We start from the raw sequence: 20,088 nt of genomic DNA, 5'->3' as shown, positions 1-20,088 counted from the left end.
CCGAACCCGGAAGCTAAGCCCTCCAGCGCCGATGGTACTGCACTCGCGAGGGTGTGGGAGAGTAGGACACCGCCGGACTAAAATTAGATACAGGAGAAGACCCTCGGGTCGGTGAGCAGAGATGCTCTCGACGCGGGGGTCTTTTTCGTGTCCGCAGGTGATTCCATGTGGTCCGTAGTGCGTTTCAGACCGCTCCGCCGCGCCCCCGCGGGCCGGCGGGGGCGCGGCACCGTCGAACCGGTGCCGTAAGGTGGACCTCGTGCGTGTCGTGATTGCCGAGTGCCAGGTCGACTACGTGGGCCGGCTGACCGCCCACCTTCCGATGGCCCGGCGCCTGATCCTGGTCAAGGCCGACGGATCCGTCAGCATCCACGCGGACGACCGGGCCTACAAGCCCCTGAACTGGATGAGTCCGCCCTGTTGGCTGGAGACCACGCCGTCGGAGGACGACGCCAAGGACGTGCCCGAGGGGCATCAACTGTGGATCGTCCGGAACAAGGCGGAGGAGCAACTCCGCATCCTCATCGGTGAGGTCGAGCACGACAGCAGCCACGACCTGGGGATCGATCCGGGACTGGTGAAGGACGGCGTCGAGGCCCACCTCCAGGAGCTCCTCGCAGAGCACACCCACACCTTCGGGGACGGCTACACCTTGATCCGGCGCGAGTACATGACGGCGATCGGCCCCGTCGACCTGCTGTGCCGCGACGCGGATGGCAGAACCGTTGCCGTGGAGGTCAAGCGCCGCGCGGAGATCGACGGCGTGGAGCAGTTGACGCGCTACCTGGAGTTGCTCAACCGTGACCCGCTGATCGCACCCGTCACGGGCATTCTCGCGGCCCAGCAGGTCAAGCCCCAGGCCCGAACCCTCGCCGAGGATCGGGGCATCCGGTGCGTCACCGTCGATTACGACGTGCTGCGCGGCACCGAGGACACGTCCTACAAGCTCTTCTGATGGGCCGCAGGCCCGTCTCCCGCAAGCGAGCGGCGGCGCGGGACGGGCACCGTCCCCTCAGCGCCGGCGGCTTCGGCTCGCGGGTCGACCTCGGTGACGAGGCCTACCAGGTGCGTACGGTCACCGGGTCGGGCGCAGTCAAGGAGTACCGCTGTCCGGGATGCCACCAGGTGATCCCCGTGGGGACCGCGCACGTCGTGGTGTGGCCGTCCGCAGAGTGCGGGGGCGTCGCCGACCGACGGCACTGGCATCGCGGATGCTGGTCCCAGGAGGCCGGTCGGCGGGCGCGCTAGCGCTTCTCGATCGCTACCTGCTCCGTGACCGCCTCGTCGGTGGCGAAGTCGTCCGCGCCCAGGACCTGCTGCGCGCGCTGCGCGGCGGTGGGGGCGTCGTCGGCGAGGTGCTCCGCCTTGGGCGCCGCCGCGGGATCGAACGGGGCGGGGCCGATCCGCTTGTCCACGATCTCAGGCTCGCCGTCGCCGGTCGCGAGGGCTTCGGGTACCAGGGAGAGCTGTCGGCGCACCGTCTCCAGCTGATCGAGGATCGACGCTCGCAGCGCCTGCATGTCTTCCGTGATCCGGCGGGCGTTCGCGACCTGCGTGGCGATCCGGGTGTTCGTGTCCTCGAGTTTCTGCTCCGCAGTCGCGTTCGCGGTATTGAGGGTTTGCTCGGCGCGCTCGTTCGCCGAGTCGACCCGCTCGCGGGCCTCATCCTTCGAGGCGTCCTCGAGCTCGGTGATCGTGCGGATCGCCTTGTCCCTGCGCATCGACATCGCCATGTCGAAGTCGTCCTGGACGCGTTCGCGGTTCTCCGCGGCGGCCTGCGCCAGCTTCTCCGATTCCGCCTTCGCCTCGGCCTTGATGCGCTCCGCCTCGGCGTGTGCGTCCGTCATCGTCTTCTCGTGCTCGGACTCCATGGCCTCGCGGCGCGCGGTCATGTCCGAGCGCATCCGATCGGCCTCTCGCCGGGTGGTCTCCGCCTCCTGGCGGGCCAGAGAGCGCACCTCGGCGGACTCGTTCTGGGCCGCCGCGCGGATCTCGGATGCCTCGTCGGAGGCGAGGCGCATCATGCGGGCGATGCGGTCGCTCATGCCCTCGGCGCTCGTCGGCGGGACGCTGAGGCGGTCCACCTCGCGGCGCAGGTTGTCGATCTCGTCCTGGGCCTCGTCGAGGAGGTCCGTCAGCTCGCGCGCGTGCGCCGAGGCCGCGTCGCGGTCGGCGGCGAGCACACGCAGCTCGGCCTGGTACCGATGGAACTGCTCGGTGACCTGGTCCCGGTCGTACCCACGCAGGACCACCGCGAACGGTGCGGGCGCCGGGCCGCCCGGGAAGTTGTCCGTATTCGCCATGCTCCGAATGGTACGTGGACGGCCCGCGCTCGCGGCGTCAGCAGTCGCAAAAGGTCCGAATTGTGGCCCGCGCCTGTCAGGATGCGGGTTCGACCAGTTCGACGAGGATCCCGCCGGCGTCCTTCGGGTGCAGGAAATTGATCTGCGAGCCCGCGGTGCCGCCCCGCGGGGCGTCGTACAGCAGCCGCACGCCCTGCTCCTGCAAGTGCGCCGTGACGGCCGCGAGGTCCGAGACCCGGTAGGCCAGCTGCTGCATGCCGGGGCCGTTGCGGTCGATGAACTTCGCGATCGTCGACTCGGGGGTCAGGGGAGCGAGGACCTGCAGCTGGGCCGCGCTCGACGGTGCGCCGTCGGCCGCCAGCAGCGAGGCGGGGGAGAGCATGCCCTCGCGGACGCCCTGCGCCTCGTTGATCTCCTCGTGCGTGCACACCATTCCCAGTACGCGGGCGTACCACTCGAGGGCCGCGTCGAAGTCGGACACGGCGACGCCGACGTGGTCGATACCCAGCAGGTATTCGGCCGGGACGGCGTGCGCACCGGGGTGCTCGCCGTGGGCGGTGTGATCTGTTTGTCGCGATTGGCTCTCCGTCATACCTCGAATGTAGCTTTGAGGTGGAAGACCCCTGCCCACTAGGAGGAACGAAGTGGCCCCGTCCGCACCCCATCAGGACCCCACGGTCATCGTCGCCGGCGCTCGGACGCCCTTCGGCAAGCTGCTCGGCGCGCTCAAGTCGCAGTCCGGCACCGACCTCGGCGCCGTCGCCATCCGCGGCGCGCTGGAGAAGAGCGGCGTCGACCCGCAGACGATCGACTACGTGATCATGGGCCAGGTCCTCACCGCCGGCGCCGGGCAGATGCCCGCGCGCCAGGCCGCGATCGCGGGCGGCGTGCCGTGGGACGTCCCCACCCTGACCATCAACAAGATGTGCTTGTCGGGCATCAACGCCATCGCGCTCGCGGACCAGCTGATCCGGGCCGGCGAGTACGAGGTCGTCGTCGCCGGCGGCCAGGAGTCGATGACGCAGGCACCGCACATCCTCACCGGCAGCCGCGAGGGCCACAAGTACGGCAGCATCGAGATGCTCGACCACACCGCCTACGACGGCCTGCACGACGTCTTCACCGACCAGCCGATGGGCGGGCTCACCGAGCAGCTCAACACCACCGACACGGTGACCTACTCCCGCGAGGAGCAGGACGCCTTCGCCGCCGACTCGCACCGCAAGGCCGCCGAGGCCTGGGCCGCCGGCAAGTTCACCGACGAGGTCGTCCCCGTCGAGATCCCGCAGCGCCGCGGCGAACCGATCCGCGTCACCGAGGACGAGGGCGTCCGCGGCGACACCACCGCCGAGTCGTTGGCCAGGCTGCGCCCGGCCTTCGCCAAGGACGGCAGCATCACCGCCGGCAACGCCAGCCAGCTCACCGACGGCGCCGTCGCCGTCATCGTCATGCGCAAGAGCAAGGCGCAGGAGCTGGGCCTGGACTACCTCGCCGAGATCGGCGCGCACGGCGTCGTTGCCGGCCCGGACTCGTCGCTGCAGCACCAGCCCTCCAACGCCATCAAGAAGGCCTGCGAGAAGCAGGGCATCAGCCCGGCCGACCTCGACCTGCTCGAGATCAACGAGGCCTTCGCGGCCGTCGGCCTCGCGTCCACCGCCGACCTCGGCGTCGACGCCGAGAAGGTCAACGTCGATGGTGGTGCCATCGCCATCGGCCACCCGCTCGGCGCTTCCGGCGCCCGCATTGTCCTGCACCTCGCGCTCGAGCTCGCCCGCCGCGGCGGCGGCACCGGTGCCGCCGGGCTGTGTGGCGCCGGCGGCCAGGGCGACGCGCTCATCATCACCGTCCCCGGGAAGTAGAGAGAACTCCGCATGAACGAATCCCTCGCGTCCAAGATCGTCACCGCCTTCAAGGTCGTCGCCTTCCTCGAGGCCCTCACCTGGGTGTGGTTGATCATCGGCATGATCATCAAGCGGGTACAGGACAAGCCTGAAGCGATCGCAGTACCCGGCATGACGCACGGCGTCGTCTTCATGGTGCTGGTCGTGCTGACCGTCGCCACCGCCTACGCTCGCAAGTGGGATCTCAAGACCCTCGCGCTCGGCCTGCTCGCCACGGTGCTGCCTTTCTGCTCCGTCGTCTTCGAGGTGTGGGCGCAGCGCGCCGGCAAGCTCGACGCTCCCGCGGCCGCCGCGACGCAGCCGTCCGAGCCCGCCGACGCGATCGGCGGATAGGACGGCGCGCCGCCCCGCCTGCCGGTACGTTGACTCGCTGACGGAGGCTGTGGAGAGGTGGGGTACATGGTGGACATCCTGGGCGGACTGCCCGGTGGGAAGGCGCTCGAGGCGTCGGTGAACCGCCTGGCCGCGACGGCGCGCAACGGCTTCGAGGTGCTCACGCAGGGCGGCCTCGAGACCGGCGCCAAGCCCTCGCAGTTCACGGTCGTCGAGCGCTCGCCGATGTACCGCCTACGGCGGTACTTCGCGGACCGGGCGCCGGCGCCCGCGGTGGACGACCGGCCGGTGATCCTGCTGGTGCCGCCCATGATGGTCGACGCCAACGTCTTCGACGTCACCGAGAACAACGGCGCCGTCTCCGTGCTGCACCGGGCGGGACTCGACCCGTGGGTCATCGACTTCGGCGCCCCCGACCGCGAGGAGGGCGGCCTCGAGCGCAACCTCGCGGATCACGTCGTTGCCATTTCCAAGGCGATCGAGCAGGTCGCGGTGTTCCGCGGCCGCGACGTGCACATCGGCGGCTACTCGCAGGGCGGCATGTTCTGCTACCAGGTGGCCGCCTACCGGCAGTCGCGGTCCATCGCGAGCCTCGTGACCTTCGGGAGCCCCGTCGACATCTCGGCCGGCCTGCCGCTCGGCGCCCCGCCCGCCTTGGTCAATAAGGGCGCCGAGTTCGTCGCCGACCACGTCTTCAACCGCTTCTACCTCCCCAGCTGGATGGTGCAGCGCGGTTTCGAGATGCTCAACCCTGTCAAGGCGGTGCGCTCGCGGCTCGACTTCGTCCGACAGTTGCACGACCGCGACGCGCTGCTCCCACGTGAGGACCAGCGTCGCTTCCTCGAGGCCGACGGCTGGGTCGCCTACGCCGGGCCGGCGGTGGCAGACCTGCTCAAGCAGTTCGTCGTGCATAACCGCATGCTCACCGGCGGCTTCGCCATCGACGGCAATGCAGTCTCCCTCGCGTCCATCACGAGTCCCGTTCTCGCCTTCGTCGGCCTCTCGGACCAGATCGGCCGGCCCAGCGCCGTCCGCGGGATCCTGCAGGCCGCCCCGAAGGCCAAGGTCTACGAGGCGCAAGTCTCGGCCGGCCACTTCGGTCTCGTCGTCGGCAGCTCGGCGGGCGCGGTCACGTACCCGACGGTGACGCAGTGGATCAACTGGCAGGAGGGGCGCGGGCCGAAGCCGGAGAACGTCGCCGTGATGCAGCCCGACGATGGCCGCGATGTCGGCGTCAACCCGCTCGTCGCGGGCCTGGGCGGCATCGCCACCGTGGGCTTCGTCGCCGCGCGCGATGTGCTCGACGCGGCCTCGGGCGCCGCGGCCGGTGCCTCCGCCGTGGCTCGCGAGGTGACCCGCGGGCTGCCGAAGCTGGCCCGCCTCGGGCAGCTGCAGGCGCACACTCAGGTCTCGCTCGGCAAGCTGCTCGCGGAGCAGGCCGCGGCCGATCCGCACGGCGAGCTCTTCCTCTACGAGGACCGGGTGCACACCAAGCAGGCGGTGAACGAGCGCATCGACCGCGTGGTCAGTGGCCTGATCCAGGTCGGGGTGCGGCAGGGTGAACACGTGGGCGTGCTGATGCACACCCGGCCGTCCGCTCTGGTCGCGATGGCCGCGTTGTCGCGACTCGGCGCCGTGGCGGTGCTGCTGCCGCCGGGTACCGACTACGCCGCCGCGCTACGACTGGGGGAGGCCGCTTCGGTGGTGACCGATCCCGAGCACGCGCAGGAGGCGGTGGCCGTCGCCGAGCGCGTCTTCGTCGTCGGCGGTGGCGACCGCCGCGACCGGCCGGGGGCCGCCCGGCAGGACCTCGGCGCGGAACGTGTCGACCTCGAGCAGGTCGACCCGGACAACGTGCGGATCCCGCGCTGGTATCGGCCCGACTCGGGCCTGGGCCGCGACCTGGCCTTCGTGATGTTCTCCGAGGTAGGCGGGCGGCTGCGGGCCAAGCGGGTCACGAACGGCCGGTGGGCGCTCTCCGCCTTCGGCACCGCCTCGGCCGCGCGGCTGTCGCAGAGCGACACCGTCTACTGCCTCACCCCGCTCAGCCACAGCTCGGGCCTCATGACCAGCCTCGGCGGCGCGCTCGCGGGCGGCTCGCGCATCGCGCTCACCCGTGACTTCGATCCGGACCGGTTCATGGCGGAGGTCCAACGCTACGGGGTCACGGTGGTTTGTTATACCTGGAACCTCATGCGCGCGGTGCTCGACACCCCCGGCCTGGAAATCCCGCGCTACCACCCGGTGCGCGCCTTCATCGGTTCCGGCATGTCGGCGGAGCTCTCGCGCCGCGTCGGCGAGACCTTCGACGCGCAGGTCGTCGAGTTCTACGCCTCCACCGAGGGTGAGATCGTGCTCGCCAGGGTCCGCGCCGGCAAGCCGGGTGCGAAGGGCCGGCGTTTGCCGGGCAGCGCCGACGTGGCCCTGGTCGACTACTACTTCGACTCCGGGCGCTTCGTCGAAGACGGGGACGGCTTCCTGCAGGAGGTCGGGGACGGCGAGGTGGGCGTGCTCATCGGCCGTGCCGATCCCGACGCCACGCACCGCGATGTGTTGCTGCGCGGCGTCTTCCGGCCGGGCGACGCCTGGTTCTCCACGGGCCACCTCTTCCGGCGCGACGAGGACGGCGACTACTGGCTGGTCGACGACGTCCGCACCGTCGCCGTGACGGAGCGTGGGCCGGTGTACTCCATCCCGATCACCGACGTGCTCGAGCAACTCGGGCAGGTCGAGCAGGCCGTCGTGTATCAGGTCCCGGGCGACGGGGCCGACGGTGCGCCGCGCGTCGTCGCGGCGGTCACGGTGCGGGACGACGCGGAATTGACCGCCGACGAGATCAGCGACGCCTTCGCCGGCAGGCACGGCCAGTATCCCGATGCGGTGCACATCGTCGACGAGGTGCCGCTCACCAGTTGGTACCGCCCACGGCGGGGCACGCTCGCCGCCGCAGGGATGCCCGCACCCGGGCCCGCGTCCTGGCGGTTCGACCCGGATCAGCAGCGCTACCGCTGATCCCGGGCCGGGCGGTCGCCGCGCGCGGCCGCTGCATCGGGCGTGCCAAGATGGAAGGGTGACTACACCTCGAGGCGCGTCTCCACAGGATCAGGCACGAGCGCTGCGCACCGCCGCGGCGATGGCCGGGGCGGTCGACCTCTCGGGCCTCAAGGCTCGCGCGGACGCGAAGGCCGCCCAGCAGGCCCGCCCGGCACCGTCGGGCGAGGCGGAGCCGGGCGGCGCCGCCCCTGGGTCCGGCGTGGTCGACGTGACGGACCAGAGTTTTCCGGTCGAGGTCATCGACCGTTCCGCGAACCAGTTGGTGGTCGTACTGCTGGGCGCGTCGTACAGCGAGCAGTCGCAGTCGATGGCGGCCGTGTTGGAGAAGCTCGCCGCGGATGACGCGGGCCGGTGGACCCTCGCCCGCGTCGACGTCGACGGGGCGCCCGGCGTCGCGCAGGCCTTCGGCGCGCAGTCGGTGCCGATGGTGGTCGCCGTCGCCGCCGGGCGCGCGGTGACGGCGTTCGCCGGCGCCCAGCCGGAGCAGGCGGCGCGGCAGTGGCTCGACGACGTGCTCGCGCAGCTACCGCCGGAGTTCGGGGGCGGCGCGGCGGCGGGCGAGGCCCCGTCGGATCCGCGGCGCGACGCGGCGGAGCAGCTCGCGGGCGACGGTGACTACGAGGGCGCTCGCGCTGCCTATGAGGCGATCCTCCACGCGAATCCGGGCGACGCCGAAGCCGCGGCGGCGGTGAAACAGATGGCCTTCTTCGCCCGTGCGACCCGGGGCGAGCCCGGGGCGATCGCGCGGGACGATGCCGCGGCGGGCGCGACGGGCGAGGAGCGGGTCGCACCGGCCCTCGCCGCTGCCGACGAAGAGCTGCTCACCGGCTCGCCGAAGGGGGCCTTCGACCGGCTCATCGCCGCGATCCGCGTGACCGCGGGCGACGACCGGTCGGCGCTGCGCACCCGACTGCTGGAGCTCTTCGAGCTCTTCGATCAGGCGGATCCCGTGGTGCTCGCTGCCCGCCGCGATCTGGCGGGCGCCCTGTTCTGACGCGGCCCGGTCCGCGAGCTGGACGAAGGTTTGCGATACTTACCCGGTGTCTGACCATGGTGTGTCCCGGCGGGCGGTGCTGACCGGCGTCGGCGGCCTGACTCTTGCGGGCGCCCTCGCGGCGTGCGGTGGTAACACCGGTCGCGGCGGCGGGGCCCGCGGTGACCTACGGGCCTGGTTCCACCAATACGGCGAGCAGGGTGCGCCGGAGGCGCTCACGCGCTACGCCGGCGAGTACCCGGACGGCGGCGTGCGGGTCAGCACCTTCCCCGGCGACTACGACCAGAAGGTGTCGTCGGCGCTGGTCAGCGGCGACGGCCCCGACGTCTTCGAGTTCGGTAACGGCCCCACGATCGACATGATCGCCGCCGGCCATGTGGCGGACCTCACCGACCTGCTGGGCGACGCGCGCTCCGACTTCACCCCGGCGCTGCTCGACCGGATGACGCTGGGCGGCCGGGTCTACGGGATTCCGCAGGTCACCGACACCCAGCTGCTGGTGTACCGGAAGTCCATGCTCGCCGAGGCGGGCGTCGTCCCGCCGCGCACACTCGACGAGCTGGTCTCGGCAGCGCGAGCGCTGAACCGTGGCCGGGTCAAGGGGCTCTTCCTCGGCAACAGCGGCGGCGCGGACGTCCTCGGCGGAGTCCTGCTCTGGTCGTCCGGGCACGATTACCTGACCCCCGACCACAGGCCGGGCTTCGTCGACGAGGAGGTCGCGGTCGGCCTGCGCGCCATGCGTGGCCTGTTCACGTCGGGGGACCTCTTGCTCGGCGCGCCACAGGACTGGTCCGACCCGGGGGCCTTCATCGCGGGGCAGACGGCGATGCAGTGGACGGGTCTGTGGGCGCTGCCCGCGATCCGGGCGGCGGTCGGCGACGACTTCGGCGTGCGGCCGTTCCCGGCGATCGGCCCGAACGGCGGCACCAGCGTGCCGTTCGGCGCGTACGGCGCCGCGGTCAACGCCGGAGGCAATGTCGAGCGGGCGAAGAAGTTCGTGCAGTGGCTGTGGGTTACCCGCACCGACCTCCAGCTCGACTGGGCGCAGGGCTACGGCCTGCACGTCCCGGCGCGCCGCTCGCTGGTGCCGCAGGCCACGAAGCTCGCCACCGGCGTGTACAACGAGGCGGCCGACCTGGTGAATTCTGTCGGCCGTCCCCAGACCCCGCTGCTGTGGACGCCGCGTAGCGCCACCGCCTACCGCGATGCGCTCGACCGGGTGATCCGCGGCGGCGCCGATCCGATGGCGGAGCTGCGGGAGGTCGCGTCGGTCGTTGAGAAGGAACTCGAGCGGTTCCCGCGCTGATGTCCCTCCGGCAGGCCCGTCGCTCGCCGTCCCGGCCCGACCCGGGCGGGGCATGGCGCGACTCGCCGCACCTGTGGTTCTGGTTGATGACGGGTCCCTTCCTCGCCGGCCTCGCGGTGTTCGTCCTCGTCCCGATCGGGTGGAGCGTGTGGCTGAGCCTGTTCGACGCCCACAACACGGTGACGCCGACGCGGTTCGTGGGCCTGGACAACTACCGGGACATGCTGGCGGACCCCGCTTTCCGCTCCAGCCTGGTCACGTTCGTCGTCTTCGCAGCGATCGTCGTGCCGCTGACCTTCGCCGGCTCGCTCGTCCTCGCGGTGCTCGTGAACGGGGTGCGCCGGTTCCAGGCCTTCTTCCGCTCGGTCTTCTTCCTGCCGCTGGCGTGCAGCTACATCGCCGCGTCACTGATCTGGCGCGGCGCGATCTTCCCCGGGGTGCCGACGGGCGTCGCCAACGCGGCGCTGCGCGCTGTGGGGGCCGAACCCGTCGCGTGGCTGTCGGTGGTCGATCCCCCCTGGTACTGGCTGGTACTGGTGACGCTGCGTCTGTGGCTGCAGCTCGGTTTCTACATGATCTTGTTCCTCGCCGCCCTGCAGCGCGTGCCGCGGCACTTGTACGAGGCGGCCGCGCTCGACGGCGCCTCGGGGTGGACGACGTTCATGCGCATCACGCTGCCGCAGTTGCGTGCAGTCTCCGTCGCGGTGTTGCTGCTGGCGACGGTCAACGCCTTCGAGGCCTTCGACGAGTTCTACGGCGTGATGGCCACCGCGCAGGGCTATCCGCCGTACGCCCGCCCGCCGCTGATCTACCTCTACTACGTGGCCGTCGGCAACGGCCAAGACTTCGGGCACGGCGGCGCGGGCGGGATCCTGCTCACCGCGCTGATCGCGGTGATCGCCCTGGCCCAGGGCCGGTTCACGGGGCTGTTCCGCGGACGGGGCGAGCGGTGAGCGCGGCCCGCGCGGGGCGGTACGTCCTGCTGATCGGCCTCGCGGCCCTCTTCCTGCTGCCGCTGTACCTGCTGGCGCGCGGCGCGGTCGGCACGCCGATGGACGTCGCGACGGGGGACTGGCTGCCGCGTCGCGTTGACGGCGCGGCCTTCCGGCAGATCTTCGCCGACGATGCCCGCCCGCTCGCTCGGGCGCTGCTCAACTCGACGACGGTGGCCGTGCTGCAGACCGCGGGAACCGTCGTCGTCGCGCTGCCCGCCGGGTACGCCTTCGCTCGGATCCGGGTGGTGTACGCCGACAAGGTCTTCGTCGTCGTGCTCGCGACCCTGCTCGTCCCCGCCGCCGTGACCTTCGTCCCGACGTTCGTCATGGTCTCCACGCTGGGTTGGGTGTCGTCGCTGCAGGGGCTGGTCGTGCCCGGCCTGTTCCAGGCGACCGCGGTCTTCCTGTTCCGGCAGCACTTCCTCGGTCTTCCCCGGGAGCTCGAGGAGGCCGCTGTGCTCGACGGTGCCGGGCCCGTCCGAGTATTCCTCGCGGTCGCGCTGCCCGGGGCGGGAGCGGTGACGGCGGCGGTCGCGACGATCACCTTCGTCGGGAGTTGGAACGCGTTCCTCTGGCCGCTGGTGATCGGTCAGGATCCGCAGTCGTGGACCGTCCAATTGGTGCTGTCGAGCTACATCACGGCGCAGTCGGTGAACGTGCCCGCGATGTTCGCGGCCGCCGTGGTATCGATCGCCCCCTTGCTGGCGTTCTTCCTGGTAGCGCAACGTTGGATCGCCGCCGGAGTGGAACGGACGGGGATCTCCGGCTGACCGCGCGTGACGTGCGTCATGACCGTCGGGGGCTCGTCGACCGGGACACGCCGGGAGTGGTGATAGCCCGATTCACTGGATCTATCGGTGGCATCGGCCTAGTCTGAACCGGTTCTGTTCGGCCCCGTCGGGGCCGGACGAGAGGAGACGATGATGTCGGTCACCGAACACCGCGGTGTGAGCGCCCAGTCGGCGCTGGCGATCGCGGGGGCGCGGCTGCTGCTCAAGCCCCTGATCGCGCTGTACCCGGTGCGGGCCTGGTCGTTCGCCCCGCTCGCCCTGGGCGAGGGACTGGCGAACCTCATCGGATGGACCCCGAACGACGTCGAGGTGGAGCGGATCGAGCTCGCCGGCGTCCCCGTGGAGCGGCTCGTGCCGACCGCGGGCGATCTGCGGCCCGACGTCGCGATCTGCTACTACCACGGCGGCGCCTTCCTCGCGGGCGGGCCCGGCACCCATCGCCGCGTGGCGGCGGCGCTCGCGCGCACCCTGGGTGTCACCGTCTTCAACGTGGACTACCGTCAGCTGCCCGACGTGGGCGTCGGCACGTCCGTCGACGACGGCTACCGCGTGTTCCGGGCGGTCACGGACTCCGGCCGGTACCAGCAGGTCGCGGTGGGCGGCGATTCCGCGGGCGGCTACATCTCGGCGAAGGTGGTGGAGCTCGCCTACCTCGACGCGGTGCCCACCCCGGCCGCCTACTTCGGTTTCTCGCCGCTGCTCACGCCCACCGTCATCGACGACGACCCGCGGCACGACATCGACGACGCGTATCTCACCGCGGGCAAGCTCGCCGGGCTGCGTGGCTTCTTCGACCGCGGCCCGATCGCGTTCCGCGGCCACGACGACGCCACCGAGATCGAGCCCGCGGCGTTCCCGCCGGCGCTCGTCATCGCCTGCACCGACGAGATGCTGCGCGTCGACGCCGAGCGCCTGCACGAGCGCCTCGACCGCGCCGGCAAGCCCTGCGACCTGCACCTCTACGAGGGCGGCGTACACGCCTTCCCCGTGCTCGCGGGCGTGACGCCCGAGAGTGCGCAGGCCGTCCAGATCACCACGCTCTTCCTCAACGCGGCGTTCGACGCGCGCCTGCAGTACCGCGCCGCCTGACCGGGCGCCGCGCGGCATATTCTGGGGCCATGCTGCTGCCGCACACGGTCACGCCCGTCCCGCCCGGCTCCGACGGTGAGCCGGCCGTCACCGTCGGGGGCCGCACCCTGACCCGGACCGAGCTCATCGGGGCCACCACGGCGGTCGCCGAGCGCCTGGGCGGACTCGGCGTGCGCGGCCCCGTCGCGGTGTGGGCCGAGCCGACGCTCGCCACCGTGATCGCGATCGTCGGCGGCATCCGCGCCGGCGTTCCGGTGGTGCCCGTCCCGCCGGACTCAGGGACCACCGAGATCGCCCATGTGCTCGTCGATTCGGGCGCGCAGGCGTGGCTCGGCGTGACCCCGCAGGACCCGCATGGACTGCCCGCGGTCCCCGTCCGTGAGCACGCCCGGGGTTGGCACGCGCTGCCCGAGCCGCCCGCGGCCGCGACCGCGCTGCTCATGTACACCTCGGGCACGACGGGTGCGCCGAAGGGCGTCCCCATCCGCCGAGAGGCCATCGCCGCGTGCATCGACGGCCTCGTGGACGCCTGGGGCTGGACCGCGAACGACACCCTGGTGCACGGCCTCCCGCTGTTCCACGTGCACGGCCTCATCCTCGGCGTCCTCGGCCCGCTGCGCGTGGGCAGCCCGCTGGTGCACACCGGGAGGCCTACGCCCGAGGCCTACGCGGCCGCGGGCGGCACCATGTACTTCGGCGTGCCCACCGTGTGGTCGCGCATCGCGCGCGATCCGGAATCCGCTGCGGCGTTGCGCGAGGCGCGGCTGTTGATCTCCGGCAGCGCGCCGCTGCCCGCGCCCGTCTTCGAGCGCATCCGCGAGCTCACGGGCCACGAGATCATCGAGCGCTACGGCATGACGGAGACTCTCATCACCGTCAGCGCCCGCGTCGACGGCGAGCGCCGCCCCGGTTGGGTCGGCGCGCCGATCACGGGCGTCGAGTCGCGGATCATCGCGGAATCGGGCGACGCGGCACCGCACGACGGCGAGTCGATCGGCGCCCTGCAGATCCGTGGCCCGATGGTCGGAACGAAGTACCTGAATCGCCCCGACGCGACGGCCGAGTCCTGGGTGGGCGACGGCTGGTTCGATACCGGCGACGTCGCGGTGATCGACGGCACGGGCTTCCACCGCATCGTCGGCCGCGCCTCGACCGATCTCATCAAGACCGGCGGTTTCCGCGTCGGCGCCGGCGAGATCGAGGCCGCGCTGCTCGGCCACCCGGACGTTCGCGAGGCGGCCGTCGTGGGGCTGCCCGACGACGATCTCGGGCAGCGCCTCGTCGCCTTCCTCGTCGCCGACGGCCCCTGCGACGACGCGGCAGCCGCCGCGATCGTCGAGTTCGTGGGGGAGACGCTGTCGAAGCACAAGCGGCCCCGCGAGATCCGCTTCGTCGACGACCTCCCGCGCAACCCGATGGGCAAGGTACAGAAGAAGCTCCTGCTGTAGGCGGTCCGCGCCGGGCGTCGTCCGCTGATCACCCCGTCTCGGCGGTGTCGAGGATGAAGTCGTGCAGGTGTCGGGTGGCCGGCGCAAGGGTGGTCGTCGCACGGGCCACAGCGACGGCGCGGCTGTACTCGCCCGTCAGCGGCACTTCCGCCACGTCCGACGGTGCGCGGTCGTCGTGCGGGAGCAGGGCAACGCCGAGCCCTCGGGCGATGAGCTCGCGGATGGTCGCGAACTCGGTGACCTCGACGGCGATCGCGGGCGTGAATCCGGCTGCCGCGCACCAGCGCTCGGTGCTGCCTCGCAGGTGGTAGTCGGGCGGATTGGCGATGAAGGTGTCGGACTGCAGCTGCGCCAGACGGATCTGCTTCTCCGCGGCGAGCGGGTGAGTGCGGGGGAGTGCGGCCAGGATCTCCTGGGATCCGATCACGGTGTGCGGCAGCCGCTCCGGCGGCGGGATGATCACCGCGAGGTCCAGGGCTCCTGCCTCGATCTCGCGGACGAGCTCCGACCCGTGCCCCTGCTTGAGCGTCACGGTGATCCCGGGGTGCGCGCGACGGAAGGCGGAGAGCAGGTCCGGTAGGCGACCCGAACCCATGGTGAGCGGGAAGCCGAACCGTACGGTGCCGTGTTCGCCGTCGCCCTCGCCCACCACCGCGTCGATCGCGAGGCCGAGCTCGCGCAGTGGATCCCGGATCCGCCGGGCCAGGTCCTCGCCCGCGGCGGTCAGGCGCACGGTGCGCCCGGCGTGGACGAGCAGCGGGGTCCGCAGATCGGCCTCGAGGGCGTGGATCCGGCGACTCATCGACGACTGGGGGATGCCGAGCGTGGCCGCGGCGCGGGTCATGTGCCCGCCGTGCGCCGCGAGGGCGGCGAGCGCCTGCAACTGCGGCGCGAACAGGCTCAGCCATTGATCCATATTCGGATCATATCTCCGCAAAATTTCATTGGACGGATGAATGCCTTACGTTCGATGCTGGTGCCGAACCCACCTAGAGGAGGATCCGATGGTCACCCACTCCACCCCGGGATTCGACGCCGACGTCGTCCTGATCGGCGGCGGCATCATGTCCGCGACGCTCGGCGCGATGCTCGCGCAGGAGCGGCCCGAGTGGCGGATCCTGCTGCTCGAGCGCGCCGACGCGCTCGCCACCGAGAGCAGCGGCCCCTGGAACAACGCCGGCACCGGCCACAGCGGCTTCTGCGAGCTCAACTACATGCCCGACCCCGCCGACGGCACGAAGGCCCTGTCGATGGTCGAGCAGTTCGGCCGCACGCGCGCCTGGTGGGACGGCCTCGTCGCGGCGGGTCTGCTCGACCGCGGCTTCCTGCACCCGACCCCCCACCTCGACGTCGTCTTCGGCGAGCGGGACATGACTTACCTCCGCCGGCGCTACGAGACCCTGCATACACACCCGGAGTTTGCGGCGATGGAGTACACCGAGAATCCCGAGACGATTCGGCAGTGGGCGCCCCTGGTCATGGAGGGCCGCGGGCCCGAGTCCATGTGGGGCCGGATGGCTGCCACCCGCCACCCGGGCGGCACTGACGTCGACTTCGGCGCGCTGACCCGCGGCCTCACCGCGATCCTCACCGACGCCGGCGGCGACGTGCGCTTCGGCCACGAGGTGACGCGGCTGCGCCGCACCCTCGCGGGCTGGACGCTGCGTGGCCGTGGGCCCCAGGGGCGCTTCGAGATCCGCGCCCGGCGCGTCTTCGTCGGCGCGGGCGGCAAGGCACTGCGGCTGCTGCAGAGCGCGCGGTTGCCCGAAGTGCGCGGCTACGCCGTGCTCCCCGTCGGAGCGGCGTTCCTGCGCTGCTCCGACCCCGCAGTGGCGCGCCGCCTCGACGGGAAGGTGTACGGGCAGGCCGACATCGGCGCGCCGCCCATGTCGGTGCCGCACCTGGACCGTCGGTACGTCGACGGTGCCGATCACCTCCTGTTCGGCCCGTACGCCACATTCAGCACGAAACTGCTCAAGCGTGGCCGGCTCATCGACTTCTTCACCACGCTGCGGCCCGGCAACCTGCACGTCGTCGCCGCGGCCGGACTCCAGAACCTCGGCCTGGTTCGGTACCTCGTCGCCCAGCTCGCGGCGAGCCGGCGAGCGAGGTTCGCGCAGTTGCAGCGGTTCTACCCCGCCGCCAATCCGGCGCAGTGGGAACTCGTCCCCGCCGGCCAGCGGGCCCAGCTGGTGACTCCGGATCCTCGTCGCATCGGCGTGCTGCAGCAGGGGACGGAGCTCGTCACGGGCGCCGACGGCACCATCGCCGGCCTGCTCGGCGCGTCGCCGGGGGCCAGCACCGCGGTGCCGATCATGCAGGACCTCCTCACCCGTTGGGGGATCGAGCCGGCGGTGGAACTGCAATCGAACTCCGAGAAGTCGCCCGTCGGTCGCTGACGTGTGCTTTCCTCCATTCGGGTGCAATGCCCGAATTCGGTTCCGTGCCTAAGGAGGCCCGCTATGAATCGCTCCCTCGTCATCGCCTCGGCGGTGGTCTTCGCCTCGATCGGACTCGCCGCCTGCGGCGGGGGATCCGACAAGGGATCGGACTCCACGCCCACGAACACGGCATCAGCGAACACCGACGCGAAGACCGTCGTCAAGGTCGACGGCAAAGACCTCACAGGCGTCGATCTCAGCAACGTGGGCTGTGCGAAGCAGGGTGACCGCTTCGCGATCGGCGCCGGTGGCGCCTCCGGCGGGGTCGGCGCGACCCTCAAGGACGGCAACCCGCCCACGGTCGAGACGGTGGGCATCACGGTCGACGGCACCGCCCTGGCGGTCGGTCCCGGCGTCGGCAAGGCGACCGTCAAGGTCGACGGCGACCGCTACACCATCACCGGTACCGCGTCCGGCGCCAGCATCTCGAACCCGATGGCAGGCATGGTCTCGAAGGACTTCGAGATCGTCGTCACCTGTAAGTAGCGCGCGCCAGCTCGACGGCCTGGGCCGGGTCCCCGCGCCACGGTTCGCCGTGTCCGGGGGCCAGCTGGTCGGCGTCCAGCACGGCGATCGTGTCGAGTGCGGCGGCCGTGGCCGCAGGATCGTGGGAGAAGAACGCCGGCAGTAGCTGCGGTCCAGTCGTGCCCGAGAGGGGGTGGCCGGTCGCCAGCGCGTCGCCCGTCGCGACGATGCCGCCCGGGAGCAGGAAGGCGGTGTGCCCGGACGTGTGGCCCGCGCACGCCACCGGCACCGGCGCGCCCGGCAGGTCCAGCGGCGCGCCGGCCGCGCGCACCATGAAGGGCTCGGCGTAGGGCATCTCCACGTGCCCCAGCACGCCCACGCGGGCGACGTCGGCCATCCACTTCCAGGTGCGTGGCCGCCACATGGCCGGAATCAGGTCCAGCGGGGCCGCCTGTTCGTGCGCTTCGCCGCGGGCGTGCGCCAGCTCGTCCGGGTGCACAAGCACCGGCGTGCCGTACCGCTCGTGCAGCTTCGCGATGCCGCCCACGTGGTCGATGTGCGCGTGCGTCACCAGGATCGCCCGGACGTCCTGCGGGCGGCGGCCGATCGATGCCAGCTCCGCCTCTACCCGGTCCACATCGCCGGCCCAGCCAGCGTCGATGAGGGTGACGTCGGCGCCGTCGACCAGGGCGAGGAAGTTGACGTGCGTGCCGGCGCCGAACCACACGCCAGGAGCGAGCTCGCGCATCACTGCCCGTCGAAGGTCAGCCAGAGGGCGGAGTTCGGGCCGAGCACGACCTCTGCCGACGCCTCGCGGCCGTGCCAGGACCGCGCCTCCGCAGTGACGCCGCCCATGTTGCCGGCGCCGGTGCCCTCGTAGTCCGTGGAGTCGGTGTTGAGGATCTCGCGCCAGGAGCCCGCGAAGGGCACGCCCACGCGATAGCGCTCGTGGGTCTGCCCGGAGAAGTTGTAGAGGCACAACACCACGGAACCGTCACTGCCCCATCGCAGGAAGCTGAGCACATTGTTCTGCGAGTCGTTCGCGTCCACCCATTCGTAGCCCGACGGGGTGGTGTCCTGGCTCCACAGCGCGGGGTGCGAGCGATACGCGGCGTTGAGATCTCGTGTGAGCGCCTGGATCCCGGCGTGCAGCTCGCCCTCCCAGCCGTCGAGGCTGTCCCAGTCCAGGGAGCGCTCCTCCGACCACTCGCGGACCTGCCCGAACTCCTGGCCCATGAACAGCAGCTGTTTGCCGGGGTGGCCCCACATGTACGCGAGGAGGGCGCGCACCCCGGATGCCTTGGTGTGTGCATCGCCCGGCATCCGGGTCCACAGCGTTCCCTTGCCATGCACCACCTCGTCGTGGCTGATGGGGAGCACGAAGTTCTCGCTCCACGCGTACATCAGCGAGAACGTGACCTCGTGATGGTGGAAGTTGCGGTGCACCTGATCGCGCCCGAGATAGCCCAGGGTGTCGTGCATCCAGCCCATGTTCCACTTCATGGTGAAGCCGAGGCCGCCGAGGTTCGTCGGGCGCGTGACGCCCGGCCAGCTCGTCGACTCCTCGGCGACGGTGACCACGCCGGGGAAGAGCTTGTGCACGGTGGCGTTCATCTCCTGCAGGAACTCCACCGCCTCGAGGTTCTCCCTGCCGCCGTAGACGTTCGGGGTCCACCCGCCCTCGGGGCGCGAGTAGTCGAGGTAGAGCATCGAGGCGACCGCATCCACCCGCAGGCCGTCGATGTGGAACTCGTCGAACCAGTACAGGGCGTTGGCCACCAGGAAGTTCCGCACCTCGCGGCGGCCGAAGTCGAAGACGTACGTGCCCCAGTCCAGCTGCTCGCCGCGCTGCGGATCGCCGTGCTCGTACAGCGCCTTGCCGTCGAACCGCGCGAGCGCCCAGGCGTCCTTGGGGAAGTGGGCGGGCACCCAGTCCACGATGATGCCGATCCCGCGCTCGTGCAGCACGTCCACGAACTCGCGGAACTCGTCCGGGGTACCGAACCGGGACGTGGGTGCGTAGTACGAGGTGACCTGGTAGCCCCAGGAGCCGCCGAAAGGGTGCTCGGCGACGGGCATCAGCTCGACGTGCGTGAAGCCCGTCTCGGTGACGTAGTCGGCCAGCTCGCGCGCGAGGTCCAGGTAGCTCAGGCCCTGCCGCCACGAGCCCAGATGCACCTCGTAGGTGCTCATGGGGCGGTCGGTCGGGATCTGCTTGGCCCGCTCGGTGATCCACGCGGCGTCCCGCCACTCGTGAGTGCTGTGCGTGACGATCGACGCGGTGGCCGGGGGCACTTCGGTGCGGCGCGCCATCGGATCGGCCTTCTCGACGGTCCCGCCACCCTCGGTGAAGATCCGGAACTTGTAGGCCGCGCCGTCCCCGACGCCCGGCACGAAGACCTCCCAGACGCCCGAGGAGCCGAGCGTGCGCATCGGGTACGACTCGCCGGACCAGTACTCGAAGTCGCCGATCACGGTGACGCCGCGGGCGTTCGGCGCCCACACCGCGAAGGACGTGCCCGAGACCTCGCCGTCGGGAGTGGTGTAGCTGCGCAGATGCGCTCCGAGCACGTCCCACAGCCGCTCGTGCCGGCCCTCGGAGATGAGGTGCTGGTCGAGCTCGCCGATCGTCGGCAGGAAGCGGTAGCCGTCGGCCACGACGGTGGGACCGGCCGGGTAGAGCACTTCGTACCGGTAGTCGGCGAGGTCGCTGATCGGCACCTCGGCGCCCCACAGAGCGCCCTGCAGCTGCGCCAGCGGGTAGCTCTCCCCGCCGATCACAGCGGCGACGGCAGTGGCGCCCGGCTTCAGCGTGCGTAGCACGGTGCCCCGCGAGGTGGGGTGCGCGCCCAGGATCGCATGCGGATCGTGGTAGGCGCCGGAGAGCAGGCGTGCGGCGGTGTCGGGGTCGACGGCCGCTGCCGCGGCGGTGTTCTCGGTCATGGGGTGGGGCCTTCCTCAGCAGTTG

Annotated in this window: 18 protein-coding genes and 1 rRNA gene; 14 read left to right on the top strand and 5 right to left on the bottom strand. The window is 71.3% G+C overall.

Going from position 1 to position 20,088, the window contains the following annotated elements:
• The 3 genes from rrf to HNP44_RS11290 form a co-directional block, all read left to right on the top strand.
• Positions 1-78 (top strand): 5S ribosomal RNA (gene rrf / locus HNP44_RS20945); the annotation flags it as partial.
• A 181-nt stretch (positions 79-259) separates the two neighbouring features.
• Positions 260-955: an endonuclease NucS gene (nucS, locus tag HNP44_RS11295; RefSeq protein WP_259139546.1), complete on the top strand. Its 696-nt coding sequence runs from the start codon at positions 260-262 to the stop codon at positions 953-955.
• Positions 955-1,248: a hypothetical protein gene (locus HNP44_RS11290; RefSeq protein ID WP_259139547.1), complete on the top strand. Its 294-nt coding sequence runs from the start codon at positions 955-957 to the stop codon at positions 1,246-1,248. The genes nucS and HNP44_RS11290 overlap by 1 nt, the downstream gene beginning before the upstream one ends.
• On the opposite strand, the gene HNP44_RS11285 is transcribed toward HNP44_RS11290, so the two are convergent.
• Together HNP44_RS11285 and mce are read right to left on the bottom strand one after the other, a co-directional pair.
• Positions 1,245-2,303, bottom strand: coding sequence for a hypothetical protein (locus HNP44_RS11285; RefSeq protein WP_259139548.1), 1,059 nt, complete (start codon positions 2,301-2,303; stop codon positions 1,245-1,247). The two genes, HNP44_RS11290 and HNP44_RS11285, sit on opposite strands and share 4 nt — an antisense overlap.
• Positions 2,304-2,379: 76 nt before the next feature.
• Positions 2,380-2,895 carry a methylmalonyl-CoA epimerase gene (mce, locus tag HNP44_RS11280; RefSeq protein ID WP_374758766.1) on the bottom strand — a complete coding sequence of 172 codons (516 nt, stop codon included), beginning with the start codon at positions 2,893-2,895 and terminating at the stop codon, positions 2,380-2,382.
• A 52-nt stretch (positions 2,896-2,947) separates the two neighbouring features.
• Between mce and HNP44_RS11275 the strand changes: the two genes are divergently transcribed.
• The 9 genes from HNP44_RS11275 (at position 2,948) to HNP44_RS11235 (ending at position 14,214) form a co-directional block, all read left to right on the top strand.
• Positions 2,948-4,162, top strand: coding sequence for an acetyl-CoA C-acetyltransferase (locus tag HNP44_RS11275; protein WP_259139549.1), 1,215 nt, complete (start codon positions 2,948-2,950; stop codon positions 4,160-4,162).
• Between the two features lie 12 nt (positions 4,163-4,174).
• Entirely contained in the window at positions 4,175-4,537 is a 363-nt protein-coding gene (locus HNP44_RS11270; protein WP_259139550.1) for a DUF3817 domain-containing protein, read from the top strand.
• 66 nt (positions 4,538-4,603) lie between these two features.
• Complete coding sequence (locus HNP44_RS11265; protein ID WP_259139551.1) at positions 4,604-7,549, top strand: AMP-binding protein; 2,946 nt, start codon at positions 4,604-4,606, stop codon at positions 7,547-7,549.
• A 58-nt stretch (positions 7,550-7,607) separates the two neighbouring features.
• On the top strand, positions 7,608-8,585 hold the full coding sequence (locus tag HNP44_RS11260; protein WP_310437676.1) for a tetratricopeptide repeat protein: 978 nt from the start codon (positions 7,608-7,610) through the stop codon (positions 8,583-8,585).
• Between the two features lie 46 nt (positions 8,586-8,631).
• Positions 8,632-9,891 carry an ABC transporter substrate-binding protein gene (locus HNP44_RS11255; protein ID WP_259139552.1) on the top strand — a complete coding sequence of 420 codons (1,260 nt, stop codon included), beginning with the start codon at positions 8,632-8,634 and terminating at the stop codon, positions 9,889-9,891.
• Positions 9,891-10,844 (top strand): carbohydrate ABC transporter permease, encoded by a 954-nt coding sequence (locus tag HNP44_RS11250; protein WP_259139553.1) that lies wholly within the window; start codon positions 9,891-9,893, stop codon positions 10,842-10,844. The genes HNP44_RS11255 and HNP44_RS11250 overlap by 1 nt, the downstream gene beginning before the upstream one ends.
• On the top strand, positions 10,841-11,656 hold the full coding sequence (locus HNP44_RS11245; protein WP_259139555.1) for a carbohydrate ABC transporter permease: 816 nt from the start codon (positions 10,841-10,843) through the stop codon (positions 11,654-11,656). The genes HNP44_RS11250 and HNP44_RS11245 overlap by 4 nt, the downstream gene beginning before the upstream one ends.
• Before the next feature lie 153 nt (positions 11,657-11,809).
• On the top strand, positions 11,810-12,766 hold the full coding sequence (locus tag HNP44_RS11240) for an alpha/beta hydrolase (protein ID WP_259139556.1): 957 nt from the start codon (positions 11,810-11,812) through the stop codon (positions 12,764-12,766).
• 29 nt (positions 12,767-12,795) lie between these two features.
• Positions 12,796-14,214: an acyl-CoA synthetase gene (locus tag HNP44_RS11235; protein WP_259139557.1), complete on the top strand. Its 1,419-nt coding sequence runs from the start codon at positions 12,796-12,798 to the stop codon at positions 14,212-14,214.
• Positions 14,215-14,242: 28 nt separating this feature from the next.
• Here the strand turns inward: HNP44_RS11235 and HNP44_RS11230 are convergent, their stop codons facing one another.
• On the bottom strand, positions 14,243-15,130 hold the full coding sequence (locus HNP44_RS11230; RefSeq protein ID WP_259139558.1) for a LysR family transcriptional regulator: 888 nt from the start codon (positions 15,128-15,130) through the stop codon (positions 14,243-14,245).
• A gap of 88 nt (positions 15,131-15,218) precedes the next feature.
• Here HNP44_RS11230 and HNP44_RS11225 point away from each other — a divergent pair, with 88 nt between their 5' ends.
• The gene (locus tag HNP44_RS11225) at positions 15,219-16,613 is read left to right on the top strand and encodes a malate:quinone oxidoreductase (RefSeq protein ID WP_259139559.1); all 1,395 of its coding nucleotides are present in this window, start codon (positions 15,219-15,221) and stop codon (positions 16,611-16,613) included.
• Positions 16,614-16,676: 63 nt separating this feature from the next.
• Complete coding sequence (locus HNP44_RS11220) at positions 16,677-17,141, top strand: lipoprotein LpqH (RefSeq protein ID WP_259139560.1); 465 nt, start codon at positions 16,677-16,679, stop codon at positions 17,139-17,141.
• Here HNP44_RS11220 and HNP44_RS11215 read toward each other — a convergent pair.
• Positions 17,128-17,868, bottom strand: a complete 741-nt coding sequence (locus HNP44_RS11215; RefSeq protein WP_259139561.1) for an MBL fold metallo-hydrolase — start codon at positions 17,866-17,868, stop codon at positions 17,128-17,130. The two genes, HNP44_RS11220 and HNP44_RS11215, sit on opposite strands and share 14 nt — an antisense overlap.
• Positions 17,868-20,063 carry a 1,4-alpha-glucan branching protein GlgB gene (glgB, locus tag HNP44_RS11210; RefSeq protein WP_259139562.1) on the bottom strand — a complete coding sequence of 732 codons (2,196 nt, stop codon included), beginning with the start codon at positions 20,061-20,063 and terminating at the stop codon, positions 17,868-17,870. Before glgB ends, HNP44_RS11215 begins: the two co-directional genes overlap by 1 nt.
• Positions 20,064-20,088 lie beyond the last annotated feature (25 nt).

Source organism: Tsukamurella ocularis (genome assembly GCF_024807615.1).
In the GTDB taxonomy this organism is placed as follows: Bacteria; Actinomycetota; Actinomycetes; order Mycobacteriales; family Mycobacteriaceae; genus Tsukamurella; species Tsukamurella ocularis.
This window is presented reverse-complemented; position numbering and strand designations above follow the sequence as displayed.

Excerpts from the sequence above, each read along its gene's own strand:
- HNP44_RS11270 (WP_259139550.1), top strand. The coding sequence starts at position 4,175 with ATGAACGAATCCCTCGCGTCCAAGATCGTCACCGCCTTCAAGGTCGTC.
- HNP44_RS11290 (WP_259139547.1), top strand. The coding sequence starts at position 955 with ATGGGCCGCAGGCCCGTCTCCCGCAAGCGAGCGGCGGCGCGGGACGGG.
- HNP44_RS11230 (WP_259139558.1), bottom strand. The coding sequence starts at position 15,130 with ATGGATCAATGGCTGAGCCTGTTCGCGCCGCAGTTGCAGGCGCTCGCC.
- HNP44_RS11220 (WP_259139560.1), top strand. The coding sequence starts at position 16,677 with ATGAATCGCTCCCTCGTCATCGCCTCGGCGGTGGTCTTCGCCTCGATC.
- HNP44_RS11240 (WP_259139556.1), top strand. The coding sequence starts at position 11,810 with ATGTCGGTCACCGAACACCGCGGTGTGAGCGCCCAGTCGGCGCTGGCG.
- HNP44_RS11250 (WP_259139553.1), top strand. The coding sequence starts at position 9,891 with ATGTCCCTCCGGCAGGCCCGTCGCTCGCCGTCCCGGCCCGACCCGGGC.
- HNP44_RS11235 (WP_259139557.1), top strand. The coding sequence starts at position 12,796 with ATGCTGCTGCCGCACACGGTCACGCCCGTCCCGCCCGGCTCCGACGGT.
- mce (WP_374758766.1), bottom strand. The coding sequence starts at position 2,895 with ATGACGGAGAGCCAATCGCGACAAACAGATCACACCGCCCACGGCGAG.
- HNP44_RS11265 (WP_259139551.1), top strand. The coding sequence starts at position 4,604 with ATGGTGGACATCCTGGGCGGACTGCCCGGTGGGAAGGCGCTCGAGGCG.
- HNP44_RS11215 (WP_259139561.1), bottom strand. The coding sequence starts at position 17,868 with ATGCGCGAGCTCGCTCCTGGCGTGTGGTTCGGCGCCGGCACGCACGTC.
- glgB (WP_259139562.1), bottom strand. The coding sequence starts at position 20,063 with ATGACCGAGAACACCGCCGCGGCAGCGGCCGTCGACCCCGACACCGCC.
- HNP44_RS11285 (WP_259139548.1), bottom strand. The coding sequence starts at position 2,303 with ATGGCGAATACGGACAACTTCCCGGGCGGCCCGGCGCCCGCACCGTTC.
- HNP44_RS11225 (WP_259139559.1), top strand. The coding sequence starts at position 15,219 with ATGGTCACCCACTCCACCCCGGGATTCGACGCCGACGTCGTCCTGATC.